Consider the following 16647-nt stretch of genomic DNA (forward strand, 5'->3'; position numbering starts at 1 on the left):
AGCAAGGCTTGCCCGCGATGAAGCTAACGCGATCTCACTGGAACCGAGGTGCCTGCATCGCGGGCAAGCCTTGCTCCACAGGTGTTGTGTTGACAGCTAGAGGGGCTTACACCGCCGCAGACCCCACCCGCCCCTTGCGCAGTGCATCAATGACCGCTTCCTTCGGCCCATCAGCCACGATCCGGCCGTTGTCCAGCACCACCAACCGGTCCACCAGGCTCAGCATCGAGGTGCGGTGGGTGACCAGCAGCACCGTTTTGCCCTGCATGTGGGTATGTAGCTTTTGCCGCAAAAGATCTTCACTGCTGTTGTCCATGGCACTGGTGGGTTCGTCCAGCAACAGGATCGGTGGGTCGAGCAACAAGGCCCGGGCCAGCAGCACGGCCTGGCGCTGGCCACCGGAGAGCAACTGCCCGCGCTCGCCCACCGGGCGGTCGAAACCTTGGGGATGCTGACGGGCCAGTTCGGTGACACCGGTCAATTCGGCCACTTCGAGCATGCGCGCGTCACTGATGTAGCGGGCGCCGAGGGTCAGGTTGTCCCGCAGGCTGCCAGCCAGCAGCGGCAGGTCATGGGCGACATAGCCGATCTGTTGGCGCAGGTCGGCGACATCCAGTTGCCGCAGGTCCAGGCCGTCGAGCAGCAACTGGCCTTCCTCCGGTGCGTAGAAGCCCATCACCAGGCGCGCCAGGGTGCTCTTGCCCGAGCCGCTGCGGCCGATGATCCCGACCCGTTCGCCGGGCTTGAGGCTGAAGCTGACATTCGCCAGCGCTGGGGTGCTCTGGCCGTTGTAGTGGAAGGTCACGCCATTGACGTCCACGGCGCCCTGCAATTGGGTGCGATCCAGGGGCCGCTGCTTGGCGTCGCGTTCCTGGGGCAGCGCCATCAGGGCATCGGTGCTGCGCATGGTGAGCTGGGCTTGCTGGTAGCGGGTGATCAGCCCGGCGATCTGCCCCAGCGGCGCCAGCACCCGACTGCCGAGCATGTAGCTCGCCACCAGCGCGCCGACGCTGAGGTTGCCAGCGATGATGCTGTAGACCCCGGCGACGATGGTTGCCATGCCGGCCAGCTGTTGCAGGAACAACGTGCCGTTGGTCGCCAGCGCCGAGAGGTTGCGTGCATGGCTGTCCAGGCGGGTGAGGGCGCCGTGGGTACTTTCCCACTGATGCTGGCGCTCGCTTTCGGCGCTACAGGCCTTGAGGGTTTCCAGGCCGCCGAGGGTTTCAATCAACAAAGCCTGGCGCTGGGCGCCGAGGGCCAGGCTTTTTTGCACGGTGTCGCGCAGGCGCACCTGGATGATCATTGCGAAGACAATGGTGATCGGAAACGCCACCACCGGGATCACCACCAGCCAGCCGCCCAGCAAGCCGATGACCACCAGCATCAGCAGGGCGAAGGGCAGGTCGATCAGGCTGGTGAGGGTCACTGCGGTGAGAAATTCCCTCAGGCCCTGGAAGTCATGGATGCTCTGGGCGAACCCACCGATGGTCACCGGTTTGGCCTTCATTGCCATGCCGGTGATGCGTTCGAACAACGTGGCGGAAAGGATCACGTCGGTTTTCTTGCCGGCGGTGTCCAGCAGGTGGGCGCGCACCACCCGCAGCACCAGTTCGAAGCCGGTGCCGATCAACAGCCCCACGGCCAGCACCCACAAGGTCGATGTGGCCTGGTTCGGCACCACGCGGTCGTAGGTCTGCATGACGAACAGCGGCACCATCAACCCCAGCAGGTTGATCAGAAAGCTCGCCAGGATCGCATCGCTGTACAGCCAGCGCGACAGTTTCAAGGTGTCGCGAAACCATGCCTCGACTCGCGGCACCAAGGGGGAGCGCAGGTCTTCGAGCTCATGGCGGGGCCGGGCGAACAACGCCTGGCCACTGTAATCGGCGGTCAGTTCCTCGCGGCTGACCCATTGCTCGCCGCCATCGGCCTCGCTGGGCAGGATCAGTGCCTGGCCATCCTCGCTCCAGCGCCGCAACACAGCACAGCGGCCACCGGCCAGAATCAGCATCACCGGCAGGTTCAGGGCCGAGATGTCCGCCAGGTCGCGACGCAGCAACCGGGCCTGTAAGCTGGCCCGGGCCGCTGCGCGCGGCAGCAGGTCCAGGCTCAGGCGTTGGTGCGCCATAGGAAGCCCGGCGCTGAGGCTGGCGCGGCTGACCGTCGCGCCATGGAGTTTGCAGAGGATCAACAGACCATCGAGCAAAGGATCATCGAAATTCAGGCGCGGGTCGGCGCCAGGGGTTACGGGTTCCATGCTGGTCACATTGATCGCTCCCATTTTTTGAGAGGGCTACTTCAGTTCGGGCAGCCGCGCTTCGTTTTTGACTTCGGTCTGGGCGACTGTGTCGGCCGGCAGCACCACCCGTTGTTTGCTCAACAATTGCCCCATGTTCGCCAGCACCCGGTACATCGAGTATTCCTCGGTGTAACGCACCTCGGTGTAGCGACGATTGGCGTTGTACAGCTCGTTTTCACTGTCGAGCACGTCGAGCAGGGTCCGTTGGCCGAGGCCGAACTGATCCTGGTACGCGGCGCGCACGCGGGAGGTGGTTTCGGCGTATTCCCGGGCGGTGGGGGTTTGTTTACGGGCGTTGTTCATCGCGTTCCAGGCCAGGCGCGTGTCTTCGTTGAGCTGGCGCAGGGCGTTGTTGCGGATGTCCATGGCCTGGTTGATCTGGTGGGCGTTGGACGCCAGCCGGGCCTTGTCGCTGCCGCCGCGGAACAGGTTGTAGTTCATCACCACACCGACCCGCCAGGTGTTGTCGTGGCCTTCTTCGCCACCGATGTTGTTATTGGCACCCACGGCGGCCTCGGCATCGAAGCGCGGGTAGAAAGGCGACTTGGCCACTTCGTACTGGCTCTCGGCAGACTGTATGTCAGCCTGGGCCGATTTCAGGTACGGGTTGTTATCCATCATGCTTTGCTGGGCTTCGCGCAGGTCGGCGGGCATCTCGCCTTTGGTCGAGGGCGGGGTTTCCAGCTCATCGGGCATGCGCCCGACCACGCTGTAGAAATTCGCCTCGGCATCGGCCAGGTCAACCTGGGCGGTGTCGTAATTGTTTTCCGCCAGGGCCCGGCGGGCATTGGATTGGTCGGAGTCGGCGGTGCTGCCCACGCCGCGCTGCGTGCGCAGGCCGATCTGGTCGTTGACCCGCAGGTGCGCTTGCAGGTTGTTCTTGGCCAGGGTCACCAGTTCGCGACGCTTGAGCACTTCCAGGTAGACCTCGATGGTACGCAAGGCCAGATCCTGGGCCGTGCCCTGGGCGTAATAGGCTCGGGAGTTGACCACGCCCTTGGTGCGCTCCACTTCATTGGCGGTGTTGAACCCGTCGAAGATCATTTGCCGCAGGCGCAGCTCCGACTGGGTGTAGGTCAGGATATTGGTGTGGTGATTACCCAAGGCCCGGGTATTGGTGTTGTCGCTATAACCACGACCGTAACCGCCATTCAAATCTACCGACGGGTAGAAGCCCCCTCTGGCGACTTTTACATCTTCGTTGGCCGACAGACGGCTATCCACCCGCTGTGCCAATTCCGGGTGAGTGGCGATGGTGCTTTGGATCGCTTCGGTCAACGACATCGCTTGTGCGTGCGAAGAGCAGGCCATGGCCAGCAAAACCGCGCTGTAGAGAGGGGTAAGAACGCGCATGGGGTGCATCTCCTGAGGTCTATAGTGCTTGCTGTCGCCAAAATATTGGCGTGTTTAAGATCAAAACCGTTTCAACCTTGTAACAACACAGCTAAGAACATCCTGCGCGAAACCTAAGAAGAATTTTTCATAATAGTTATGCCAAAAAAAACTTATGTGCTTGAAAAAAACCGGCACATTGTTCAAAGCGAAAGCCTTTGAATCTGCGGGTTCTGACGGCTTTTAGGCGTCAATAAAAGTTCCATGCAAATTTTTAAACGATGTGAAGAAGTGCCGAACAGGTGAATTGCAGGGCGGTTTTTAGCGACGGTTTTTTGTCGTTGTGGCGAATGGCTAGCGCCTCCACTGACGCGAAAGCTGGCAGATTTTCCAGATTGTCTGACCGCCAACCTGAGCACGAATTCTTCACCCAGACAGGTGCCAACCGCGGTTGGCAACGGAGGAAAAGCACATGGCAGCGCTCATCGGTATCGTCAGCAAGGTGGTAGGACAGGTTTTCGCAGAAGCAGTCGGTGGCCTGCGGCGGCCGCTGGTTGAAGGCGATCGGCTCTATGCCGGCGAACACCTGATCACCGGGAGCGAAGGGGCCGTGGCGGTGCATCTGCACAATGGCCAGGAATTGACCCTGGGACGCGGAAGCAACCTGACCCTGACCCCACAGTTGCTCGCCAACCACGCGCCCCATGTCGACACGCCTGAAGCGTTGACACCGAGTAACGCGCAACTGACCGATGTGCAAAAACTGCAACAAGCCATCGCCGCCGGTGCCGACCCGACCCAGACCGGCGAAGCCACGGCCGCAGGCCCCGAGGGTGGCAACCCCGGCGGTGTGGGGGGCGGGCACAGTTTCGTGCTGCTGGAAGAAGTCGGTGGCGAGGTCGATCCGCAGATTGGCTTCCCCACGGCCGGGTTCAACGGGATACCCGAATTCCCGCAACTGCGCCTGGCCGGCGATCCGGACAATAACGGCGATGGCACCGTGCCGCCGGTCACCCCCGAAACGCCAGACAACCCCGTGACCCTCGACGGCGTGGACGTGGAGGGCGGCGAACTGACCACCAACGAGGCCAATCTGGCCGATGGTTCGGCGAGCAACCCGAGTGCGCTGGTGCAAAGCGGCACCTTTACTGTTTCTGCCCCCGATGGGCTGAGCAGCCTGAGCATCGGCGGCATCAGCGTGATAGCTGGCGGTGTGCCCGCAGGCTTCCCTCAAACCATCACCTCGGCGCTGGGCAATACGTTGACCATCACTGGCTACAACCCGGCCACCGGTGTGGTCAGCTATAGCTACACCCTGACGGACAATGAAACCCATCCTGCCGGTGGTGGGGCCAACAACATCACCGAGCAGTTTCCGGTCGTGGCCGTCGACACCGATGGCGACACTGCCACCGGGACCCTGGACGTCAATATCACTGACGACGTGCCCCAGGCGATCGACGACAGCCACGCCAACACGGCCTCGGAAACCCTGGTCACCCTCACGGGTAACGTATTGACCAACGATCACCAGGGCGCCGACCGGATCCCCATCGGCCCCGATAGCGGACCGATCATTGGCGGGACGTTCACCGGCACCTACGGCACCCTCGTGCTCAACCCCAATGGCACATACACCTACACCCTGAACACCAGCGACCCGCAATTCGTCGCATTGCACGGCGGGGGAAGCGGCACTGAGACATTCACCTATACCCTGACCGATGCCGACGGTGACACCAGTACCGCGAACCTGGTGCTGCAGGTGCATAACAACGACGATCCAGTGGTGTTGGTGGGCCTCGATGCCGAAGGTGGCGAGCTGTCATTGCAAGAGAAAAATCTCAGCGACGGCAGCAGCCCGGACGCACCGGCCCTGACCCAAAGCGGCACCTTCACCGTCACCGCGTTGGACGGTGTGCAGACCTTGAGCGTCGGCGGTATCAATGTGGTTACGGGCGGCGTGGCAGCCGGTTTCCCACAATCGATTACCACCGCGCTGGGCAACACCCTGACCATCACCGGCTACAACGCCACCACGGGCGTGGTCAGCTATAGCTACACGCTGCTGGACAACGAAGCCCATCCAAATGCCAACGGCGCCAACAGCCTGAGCGAGCAGTTTGCGGTCGTTGTCACCGACGACAACGGCACCACCGCCAACGGCAATCTGGACGTGAATATCGTCGACGACCTGCCAAAAGCCGTGGATGACAGCAACGCCAATACCGCTTCGGAAACCAACCTGACCCTGACCGGCAGCGTGCTGAGCAATGACACCCAAGGCGCGGACCATGTGGCCTCCGGCCCGATCACGCCCGGCACTTTTACCGGTACCTACGGCACCTTGGTGCTCAACGCTGACGGCTCCTATACCTACACCCTCAACACCGCCGATGCCGATTTCAAAGGCTTGCACGGCGGCGGCAATGGCAGCGAAACCTTCACCTACACCCTGACCGATGCCGATGGCGACACCAGTACTGCGAACCTGGTGCTGCAAGTGCACAACAATGACGATCCGGTGATCATCACCGGCCTCGACACTGAGGGCGGTGAGCTGACGGTCCAGGAAAAAAACCTCAGCGACGGCAGCAGCCCGGATGCCTCGGCGCTGACCCAGAGCGGCACCTTCACCGTCACCGCGTTGGACGGTGTGCAGACCTTGAGCGTCGGCGGTATCAATGTGGTTACGGGCGGCGTGGCAGCCGGTTTCCCACAATCGATTACCACCGCTTTGGGCAACACCCTGACCATCACCGGCTACAACGCCACCACGGGCGTGGTGAGCTACAGCTACACGCTGCTGGACAATGAAGCGCATCCAAACGCCAACGGTGCCAACAGCCTGAGCGAGCAATTTGCGGTGGTTGTCACCGACGACAACGGCACCACCGCCAACGGCAACCTCGACGTGAATATCGTCGACGACCTGCCAAAAGCCGTGGACGACAGCAACGCCAGCACCGCTTCGGAAACCAACCTGACCCTGACCGGCAGCGTGCTGACCAACGACACCCAGGGTGCCGACCATGTGGCCTCCGGTCCGATCACACCCGGCACTTTCACCGGCACCTACGGCACCCTGGTGCTCAACGCTGACGGCTCCTATACCTACACCCTCAACACCGCCGATGCCGATTTCAAAGGCTTGCACGGCGGCGGCAATGGCAGCGAAACCTTCACCTACACCCTGACCGATGCCGATGGCGACACCAGTACCGCGAACCTGGTGCTGCAAGTGCACAACAATGACGATCCGGTAATCATCACCGGCCTCGACACTGAGGGCGGTGAGCTGACGGTCCAGGAGAAAAATCTTGGCGACGGCAGCAGCCCGGACGCACCGGCCCTGACCCAAAGCGGCACCTTCACCGTCACCGCGTTGGACGGTGTTCAAACACTGAGCGTCGGCGGCATCAACGTCGTCACCGGCGGTGTGGCAGCCGGTTTCCCACAATCGATTACCACCGCGCTGGGCAACACCCTGACCATCACCGGCTACAACGCCACCACGGGCGTGGTCAGCTACAGCTACACGCTGCTGGACAATGAAGCCCATCCAAACGCCAACGGCGCCAACAGCCTGAGCGAGCAGTTTGCGGTCGTTGTCACCGACGACAACGGCACCACCGCCAACGGCAACCTCGACGTGAATATCGTCGACGACCTGCCAAAAGCCGTGGACGACAGCAACGCCAGTACCGCCTCGGAAACCAACCTGACCCTGACCGGCAGCGTGCTGACCAACGACACCCAGGGTGCCGACCATGTGGCCTCCGGTCCGATCACACCCGGCACTTTCACCGGCACCTACGGCACCCTGGTGCTCAACGCTGACGGCTCCTATACCTACACCCTCAACACCGCCGATGCCGATTTCAAAGGCTTGCACGGCGGCGGCAATGGCAGCGAAACCTTCACCTACACCCTGACCGATGCCGATGGCGACACCAGTACTGCGAACCTGGTGCTGCAAGTGCACAACAATGACGATCCGGTGATCATCACCGGCCTCGACACTGAGGGCGGTGAGCTGACGGTCCAGGAAAAAAACCTCAGCGACGGCAGCAGCCCGGATGCCTCGGCGCTGACCCAGAGCGGCACCTTCACCGTCACCGCGTTGGACGGTGTGCAGACCTTGAGCGTCGGCGGTATCAATGTGGTTACGGGCGGCGTGGCAGCCGGTTTCCCACAATCGATTACCACCGCTTTGGGCAACACCCTGACCATCACCGGCTACAACGCCACCACGGGCGTGGTGAGCTACAGCTACACGCTGCTGGACAATGAAGCGCATCCAAACGCCAACGGTGCCAACAGCCTGAGCGAGCAATTTGCGGTGGTTGTCACCGACGACAACGGCACCACCGCCAACGGCAACCTCGACGTGAATATCGTTGACGACCTGCCCAAGGCGGTGGACGACAGCAACGCCAGCACCGCTTCGGAAACCAACCTGACGCTGACCGGCAGCGTGCTGACCAACGACACCCAGGGTGCCGACCATGTGGCCTCCGGCCCGATCACACCCGGCACTTTTACCGGCACCTACGGCACCCTGGTGCTCAACGCCGACGGCTCCTACACCTACACCCTCAACACCGCCGATGCCGATTTCAAAGGTTTGCACGGCGGCGGCAATGGCAGCGAAACCTTCACCTACACCCTGACCGATGCCGATGGCGACACCAGCACCGCGAACCTGGTGCTGCAAGTGCATAACAATGACGACCCGGTGATCATCACCGGCCTCGACACCGAAGGCGGCGAACTGACGGTCCAGGAAAAAAACCTCAGCGACGGCAGCAGCCCGGATGCACCGGCCCTGACCCAAAGCGGCACCTTCACCGTCACTGCGCTGGACGGCGTGCAGACCTTGAGCGTTGGTGGCATCAACGTGGTCAGCGGCGGCGTGGCGGCTGGTTTCCCGCAATCGATGACCACTGCACTGGGCAACACCCTGACCATCACCGGCTTCAACGCCGCCACGGGCGTGGTGAGTTACAGCTACACCTTGCTGGACAACGAAGCCCATCCAAATGCCAACGGCGCCAACAGCCTGAGCGAGCAATTTGCGGTCGTCGTCACCGATGACAACGGCACCACCGCCAACGGTAACCTGGACGTGAACATCGTTGACGACCTGCCCACCGCCCATGCCGATTCCGCTTCGGTAGATGAGGGCGGGACGGTCAGCGGCAATGTCCTGGACAACGATGTGGGCGGTGCCGATGGGCCCGCCGCGAGCGGTGCGGTGATCGGCGTTCGCGCCGGTGACGACACCTCGACACCGGCGATTGGCGGCCTCAACACCCAGATCAACGGCACCTACGGCTACCTTACCCTGGATGCCAACGGCAACGCCGTCTACCACAGCAATCCGAACACGGTCAGCGCGCCGGGTGCCACCGATGTGTTCACCTACACCGTGCGCGATTCGGACGGCGATGAAAGCACCACCACCGTCACCATCGATGTCCATGAAAGCTGCCTCGTCGCCGCGTCCGACCACGAAATCAGCGTCTACGAAAAAGCCCTTGACCTGAACCAGGACGGCCAGGATCTGGCCCCCGGCACCGTCACTGGCAGCGAGCCGAATGCCAGCAGTGAAACCGCCACTGGCAGTCTCGTGGACTCGGTCAGCGGTGCCGTCGGCGCCGTGACTTTCGCCCTTGTGGGCAATGCCACCGGCGCTTACGGCCAGCTATTGCTTCACCCGGATGGATCCTACACTTACACCCTGACCTCGCCAGCCACGACCGCCCCCGCAGCCAACGACGGCCCGAACGCATTGAGCGAAAGTTTCACCTATCAGGCTACGGACTCCTTGGGCAATACCGTCACCAATACCATCGTCATCGAAATCGTCGACGACGTGCCTAAGGCTCACAGTGATTCCGCCTCGGTGGTGGAGGGCGGGACGGTCAACGGCAACGTGCTGGACAACGACGTGCTCGGCGCCGACGGTGGTGCCGTCATCGGTGTGCGCGCTGGCAACGACACCTCGAACCCTGCCATCGGCGGCCTCAATACCCAGATCAACGGTACCTATGGCTACCTGACCCTGGACGCCAACGGCAACGCTGTCTACCACAGTAATCCGGACTCCGTCGGCGCACCGGGCGCCACCGACGTGTTCACCTACACCGTGCGCGATGGCGATGGCGATGAAAGCACCACGACCCTCACCATTGACGTGCACAACAGCTGCCTGGTCGCCGAAACCGACCAGGACGTTACCGTCTACGAAAAAGCCTTGGACCTGAACCAGGACGGCCAGGACCTGGCGCCCGGCACCGTTACCGGCAGCGAGCCGAGTGCCACCGGCGAAACCGCTACCGGCACCTTGGTGGGTTCAGTCACGGGGGCAACCGGGGCGGTGACCTTTGCCTTGGTGGGCGATGGCACTGGCGCCCATGGCCAACTGTCGCTCAATCCGGATGGTTCCTATACCTACACGCTGACCTCGCCAGCCACGACCACGCCCAATGCCAACGACGGCCCGAACGTGTTGAGCGAAAATTTCAGCTATCAGGCCACGGATTCCCTGGGTAACAGCGTCACCGGCAACCTGGTGGTGAGCATTGTCGATGATGTGCCAAAGGCCGTTGCGTCCGAGCGTTCGGTAACGGCGGTGGAGATCGATTCGAACCTGCTGATCGTGCTCGATGTCTCCGGCAGCATGGCCGATGCCTCAGGTGTGCCGGGGCTCTCGCGGTTGGATCTGGCGAAACAGGCCATCAGCGCCTTGCTGGATAAATACGACGATCTGGGGGATGTCAAAGTCCAGCTCGTGACATTCAGCAGCAGCGCCACCGACCAGACCTCGGTGTGGGTGGACGTGGCGACCGCCAAGTCGCTCCTCTCCAGCTTGTCAGCGGGAGGCGGGACCAACTACGACGCGGCGGTGGCGGCGGCCAAGACCGCGTTCGTCACGTCCGGGCAACTGACCGGGGCGCAGAACATTGGCTACTTCTTCTCCGATGGCAAACCCAACTCGGGCCAGGAAACCGGCACGGCGGACGAAGCCGCGTGGAAAGCCTTCCTCGACGCCAACGGCATCAAGAACTACGCCATCGGCCTGGGCAACGGTGTCAGTAATGCCTACCTTGACCCGCTGGCCTACGACGGTAGCACCCACACCAACACCAACGCGGTGGTGGTTACCGATCTGAACCAGCTCAACTCGGTGCTCTCCGGCACTGTGCAAGGTATACCGGTCACCGGCAACCTGCTGGGCGAGGGTGGTTCGTTCGGCGCCGATGGCGGGTTTGTCAAAAACCTGGTGGTCGATGGCACCACCTACAGCTACGACCCGGCCGCCAACGGTGGCCAGGGTGCCTTGACCGCCAGTGGCGGGGTCAACCACGGTAGTTTCAACACGACCACCAACACGCTAAGCATCGCCACCGACCACGACGGTACCCTGGTGGTCAACCTCGATACCGGTGCGTTCAGCTATACCTCCCAGACCGCCACCAGCACATTGATCACCGAAAACATCGGCTACACCGTCAGTGACAACGATGGCGACCTGGCCAGTTCCAGCCTGGTGATCAAAGTCGTGCCCAACAGCCCGCCCGTGGCGATGGACGACAACATCATCACCAACGTGCTGTCAGGCAACATCGTGGTACCGGGCGAGTTGCTGCTGGGCAACGACAGCGATGCCAACGGCGATCCGCTCACCGCTTCGCCCACCAGCTTCAATACCGGCTGGGTCGCCAAGGGCGCGGACTTCACCGGCAGTACCGGTACGGTCAGTTTCACCGGTAACAACGTACAGTCGATCAACCTCAATCGCAGCGCCTTCGTCGCCAATGCTGCGACCATGACGGCGGTGCTGGTGGTCAGCGGCGCGCTGGGTGCGGTTTCCAACAATAATGCTAACGATGAAGACCGGCTCAATATCAGCCTCAAGCAGGGTGAAACCTTGACCCTGGACCATAACCTGGCGGGCGGTCATATCACCCTTGAGTACTCGCTCAACGGTGGGCCTTTCATTGCGATCAGCGATGGCGCCTCGTTCACTGCGGCGGCGGATGGCAACTACCAGATCCACGTCACCAACATCGCCAATGGCAGCGGTGGTAACCCTAACGGTGCGGAAAACTATCAACTGACCATGACCGTCAACTACGCCGGGGCCCAGGACAGCACCCCGGATTACCACGGCAGCTACACCGCCAGCGACAACCATGGCGGTAGCGACAGCGCGGCAGTGGGCATCAGCTACCAGGCGGGCCATACCCTGACGGGCACCACCGGGGACGATGTGCTGATGGCCGGTGACGGTGACAACACCCTCAATGCCGGCGACGGCAACGACATCCTCAGCGCAGGCTCAGGCAACAACACCTTGCATGGCGGGGCTGGCGATGACCTGCTCTACAGCGGCACGGGCAACGACCTGCTCGACGGCGGTACGGGTAACGACACCGCGAGCTATGCCCACGCGACCACCGGGGTCACCGTCAACCTGGGGCTGCTGGCGGCGCAGAACACCGTGGGTGCTGGCACGGACACACTGGCCGGTATCGAAAACCTGGTCGGTTCGAACTTCAACGATACCCTCACCGGTGACGGCGCCAGCAACCGCATCAACGGCGGATTGGGCCATGACGTGCTCAATGGCGGTGGCGGCGACGACCTGCTGATCGGCGGTCTGGGCAACAATACCCTCACCGGTGGCAGCGGCGCCGATACCTTCCAATGGCAGGTGGGCAACAGCGGCCATGACGTGATCACCGACTTCACCCCTGGCCTCGATAAACTCGACCTGTCCCAACTGTTGCTGGGGGAAAACGGCAGCGCGGCGTCACTGGACGACTACCTGCACTTCACCGTCACCGGTAGCGGTGCGTCGCTGGTGACCAGCATCGACGTCAGTGCCACCGCCGGCGCCACGCCGAACCAGACCATCGACCTGGCCGGCGTCAACCTCGCCAGCCACTACGGTGTCACCCCGGGTGCGGACGGGATGATCGCGGGCGCGGATACGGCGACCATCATCAATGGGATGTTGAACGACCACTCGTTGAAGGTGGACACGGTGTGAGGTGAGCTGAAATGACAAAACCCGCGATTTCCGGTCTGGAAATGGCGGGTTTTTCGTTCTGAAGGGCCGGATACTCTTGCGACTTGGAAAACAGATTTGCAGGGATCACATACGCACTTTGGCGAGGGGATCCAGCGAAACGTCGCACCGCCCCGCTGGGCTGCGCAGCAAGCCCAAAACCAGGCGCCGCAGTGCAACAGGTCAATCTCTTTCAGTTGGTTGGCGACCGCTGCGCAGTCGAACGGGAATAAATCCCCTCGCCACAGGGTGTTGCGCTGGCATCAAGAGCAGATTCGCGGTTTCAAGGCTTGCGCAATGTCTTCTGCTTGAGGATGTAGACCGTCACCAGCACCGCGCTGGTGAGCATGAACCCTCGCGCCCACGGCAGGGGAACCAGGTAGCAGGAAAAGAGGATGCTCACCCACATCAGCCCGATGGCGTAGACCTTGCCTTTGAGCGGAATGCCATTGCCGCTGAGGTAGTCGCTGATCCAGGGGCCGAGGCGGGGATGGCTCACCAGCCAGCGGTAGAAGCGCGGCGAGCTGCGGGCGAAACAGGCGGCGGCCAGCAGCAGGAAAGGCGTGGTGGGCAGTACGGGAACGAAGATGCCGATGACCCCCAGCGCTACGCTCAGCCAGCCAATGGCCAACAGAACGTAACGCAGGATCAGCGAATGATTGCCGATGGGCGCGGGCACCCGGTCGCTCAGTGGTGGCGCGGCTTGAGAATCGCCGGTTTCTCGTCCGGGGCGTTGCACAGCAGGTACAGGGCGGTGAGGGCTTCCGGGATCTGCACGATCATGTCGTCCATCAGGTTGGCGTCGGCGGCAATGTCGGAGAACTCCGGCTGCTCGTCGAACAGGCCGGAACCAACCATGATCGGCAGCAGCATTTCGCTGACTTCCTCTTCGGCGGTTTCGAACCAGGCGGCTTCGCGCAGGAACACGCCTTCCATGAAGCCAATGCACCAGCCACGCAGTTCCGAATCGTCCGGGTCATCACCCAGGTCCAGTTCGCACGGCAGCTCGAACTCCTCGTCGGAGGCCAACTGACGGGCGATGTGAGCCTTGAGGCCCACCAGTGTGGCTTCGATTTCGGCGCGCTGGGCTTCGTCGCTGTAATGAGGCTCTTCGGCGAACAGCGCATCGATCCACTCACGGTCCGGCACCGTTTCGGAGCAGATCGACAGGGCGGTCAGGTAGCCGTGAGCGGCCACGTAATCCAGCGCTTCATCGTGCAGCTCATCGGCATCGAGGAAGACTTGCAGGCGGGTCAGTTGCTCAGCGAAGGACATTACGGGCTACCTTGGGGAATAAACAATGCGGGAATTCTAGGCCTTCTTGAGCCCACAGGCCAGCCGCGTGGCGTATTTGCCTCTTGAAGGCCCGGGGGGGGCACAAATGGGCGGGCACCCCAGATCAAATGTGGGAGCGAGCTTGCTCGCGATGAGGGGCACACATCCAGCACCCTCTCAAAATGACCCGCCGCTATCGCGAGCAAGCTCGCTCCCACAGGGACTTGTGACAACAGAAGCGATGTGTTGGGCATCCCGGCTGCCAGCACCTCTTGTCAGCGACGCCCTTCGCAGCGAAGGCCTCGGGTATACTGCCGCGTTTTGTGATGCCCTGCGGCGTCCCGCCGGTCCGAAACGCGCACTTACGATTTGCCGGTGCAGCTTTTGTGATTCTGAACCAGCCTTGCAGGGATGTTTCGGTGATTTTTGGAGTTTCTATGCTCGAACAGGCTCAACGCGTCCTCAAGGACATCTTCGGCTACGACAGTTTCCGTGGCCGTCAAGGTGCCATTATTGAGCGCGTGGCCAGCGGCGGCGATGCCCTGGTGCTCATGCCCACCGGCGGCGGCAAGTCCTTGTGCTTCCAGGTGCCGGCGCTGTTGCGCAACGGCCTGGCGGTGGTGGTTTCGCCGTTGATCGCATTGATGGACGACCAGGTCGCGACTCTCGAGGAACTGGGTGTTGCCGCCGCTGCGCTGAACTCCACCCTCAGCGCCGAGCAGCAGCGGGACCTGGCGGCGAGCATCAAGCGCGGCGAAGTGAAGGTGTTGTACCTGGCTCCTGAGCGCCTGGTGCAGCCGCGCATGCTGGCGTTCTTGCAGAGCCTGGAAATCGCCCTGTTCGCCATCGACGAAGCCCACTGCGTGTCCCAGTGGGGCCACGATTTCCGTCGCGAGTACCTGCAACTGGGGCAACTGGCAGAGCTGTTCCCCGATGTGCCGCGCATCGCCCTGACCGCCACCGCCGACAAACGTACCCGCGAAGAAATCGTCGAGCGCCTGCACTTGCAGAACGCCGAGCGGTTCCTGTCCAGTTTCGACCGGCCCAACATTTTCTACCGCATCGTGCCCAAGGAGCAGCCGCGCAAGCAGTTGCTGGCGTTCATCGCCGAGCGCCGCAGCGATGCTGGCATTGTCTACTGCCTGTCGCGCAAGAAGGTCGATGAAGTGGCGGCGTTCCTGTGCGAGCAGGGCTTTCCCGCGTTGCCGTACCACGCGGGCCTGCCCAATGACCTGCGCGCCTACCATCAGAAGCGCTTCCTCAACGAGGAAGGCCTGATCATGGTGGCCACCGTGGCATTCGGCATGGGCATCGACAAGCCCAACGTGCGTTTCGTCGCCCACCTGGACTTGCCCAAATCCCTTGAGGCCTATTACCAGGAAACCGGGCGTGCCGGCCGTGATGGTTTGCCAGCCGACGCCTGGATGGCCTACGGTCTGCAAGATGTGGTGATGCTCAAGCAGATGTTGCAGAACTCCGAAGGCGACGAGCGCCACAAGCGTTTGGAGCAGCACAAGCTCGATGCCATGCTCTCGCTCTGCGAAGAAACCCGCTGCCGTCGCCAGACTTTGCTGGCCTATTTCGACGAAGACATGCCCCAGCCTTGCGGGCATTGCGACAATTGCGTCGACGGCGTGGAAACCTGGGACGCTACTGAGCCGGCCCGCCAGGCGTTGTCGGCCATCTATCGTACCGGCCAGCGCTATGGCGTGGGGCATCTGGTGGACGTGTTGCTGGGCAAGGACAACGAGAAAGTCCGCAGCTTCGGCCACCAGCATCTTTCGGTATTCGGGGTGGGCAAGGCTCGCAGCGAGAGCGAATGGCGTTCACTGTTCCGACAGCTGGTAGCGCGTGGTCTGGCCGACATCGATCTGGAAGGTTACGGCGGCCTGCGCCTGAGTCCGACTTGTCGGCCCTTGCTCAAAGGCGAGGTCACCCTTGAACTGCGCCGCGACCTCAAGCCGGCGACGGCGGTCAAGAGCAGCAAGAGCCAGGCCAGCCAACTGGTGCGCGGCGAAGAACGCGATCAGTGGGAGGCCCTGCGCGCCTTGCGTCGCAAGCTGGCCGAGGAACACGGCGTGCCACCGTACGTCATTTTCCCCGACTCGACGCTGCTGGAAATGCTCCGCAGCCAGCCAACGTCCCTGGCCGAAATGGCTCGGGTCAGTGGCGTGGGGGCACGCAAGCTGGAGCGTTACGGCGAGGCCTTCCTCCAGGTGCTGGGGGGCGAGGGCGAGGCACCGAAAGCGGTGGCCGATGTACGCCACGAACTGATCACCCTGGCACGGGCCGGCATGACGCCGATGCAAATCGCCGGGCAGTTGCAATGCTCTGAGAAGAACGTCTACACGATGCTGGCCGAGGCTATTGGTAAACAGCAGTTGTCCCTGGAACAGGCACTGGATCTGCCCGAGGAACTGATGGGCGAGGTGCAGGATGCGTTTCTGGATGGCGAAGGCGAGTTACCGCCGGTGTCGGAAATCGCCGCGCTGTTTGTCGGCCGGGTACCCGAAGGTGTCCTGTATTGCGTCAGGGCTGCGTTGCAGTCGGAATTCGAAGTCTGATCAATGAGTTACCTTCCTTTAACGATTCAGTACAGGGCAAACCTTGCTTGAATCCGAAGCTCATGCTTAGCTGACTAATAATTAGTTTTTCTCTATTT

Annotated in this window: 6 protein-coding genes; 2 read left to right on the plus strand and 4 right to left on the minus strand. The window is 62.2% G+C overall.

Annotation, left to right across the window (positions count from 1 at the left end):
• Positions 1 to 106 precede the first annotated feature (106 nt).
• Positions 107 to 2266 carry a type I secretion system permease/ATPase gene (locus tag J9870_RS07755; RefSeq protein ID WP_210643392.1) on the minus strand — a complete coding sequence of 720 codons (2160 nt, stop codon included), beginning with the start codon at positions 2264 to 2266 and terminating at the stop codon, positions 107 to 109.
• Positions 2267 to 2293: 27 nt separating this feature from the next.
• Positions 2294 to 3652: a TolC family outer membrane protein gene (locus tag J9870_RS07760; RefSeq protein WP_210643393.1), complete on the minus strand. Its 1359-nt coding sequence runs from the start codon at positions 3650 to 3652 to the stop codon at positions 2294 to 2296.
• Positions 3653 to 4103: 451 nt separating this feature from the next.
• Here J9870_RS07760 and J9870_RS07765 point away from each other — a divergent pair, with 451 nt between their 5' ends.
• Positions 4104 to 12692: a retention module-containing protein gene (locus J9870_RS07765; RefSeq protein WP_210643394.1), complete on the plus strand. Its 8589-nt coding sequence runs from the start codon at positions 4104 to 4106 to the stop codon at positions 12690 to 12692.
• A gap of 301 nt (positions 12693 to 12993) precedes the next feature.
• Here J9870_RS07765 and J9870_RS07770 read toward each other — a convergent pair whose 3' ends face one another.
• Positions 12994 to 13389: a YbaN family protein gene (locus J9870_RS07770; RefSeq protein WP_210643395.1), complete on the minus strand. Its 396-nt coding sequence runs from the start codon at positions 13387 to 13389 to the stop codon at positions 12994 to 12996.
• A gap of 8 nt (positions 13390 to 13397) precedes the next feature.
• Positions 13398 to 13985, minus strand: coding sequence for a YecA family protein (locus J9870_RS07775; RefSeq protein WP_210643396.1), 588 nt, complete (start codon positions 13983 to 13985; stop codon positions 13398 to 13400).
• A 437-nt stretch (positions 13986 to 14422) separates the two neighbouring features.
• Here J9870_RS07775 and recQ point away from each other — a divergent pair, with 437 nt between their 5' ends.
• Positions 14423 to 16549 carry a DNA helicase RecQ gene (gene recQ / locus J9870_RS07780; protein WP_210643397.1) on the plus strand — a complete coding sequence of 709 codons (2127 nt, stop codon included), beginning with the start codon at positions 14423 to 14425 and terminating at the stop codon, positions 16547 to 16549.
• The last annotated feature ends 98 nt before the right edge of the window (positions 16550 to 16647 follow it).

It is taken from the genome of Pseudomonas sp. Tri1 (assembly GCF_017968885.1).
Taxonomy (GTDB): domain Bacteria; phylum Pseudomonadota; class Gammaproteobacteria; order Pseudomonadales; family Pseudomonadaceae; genus Aquipseudomonas.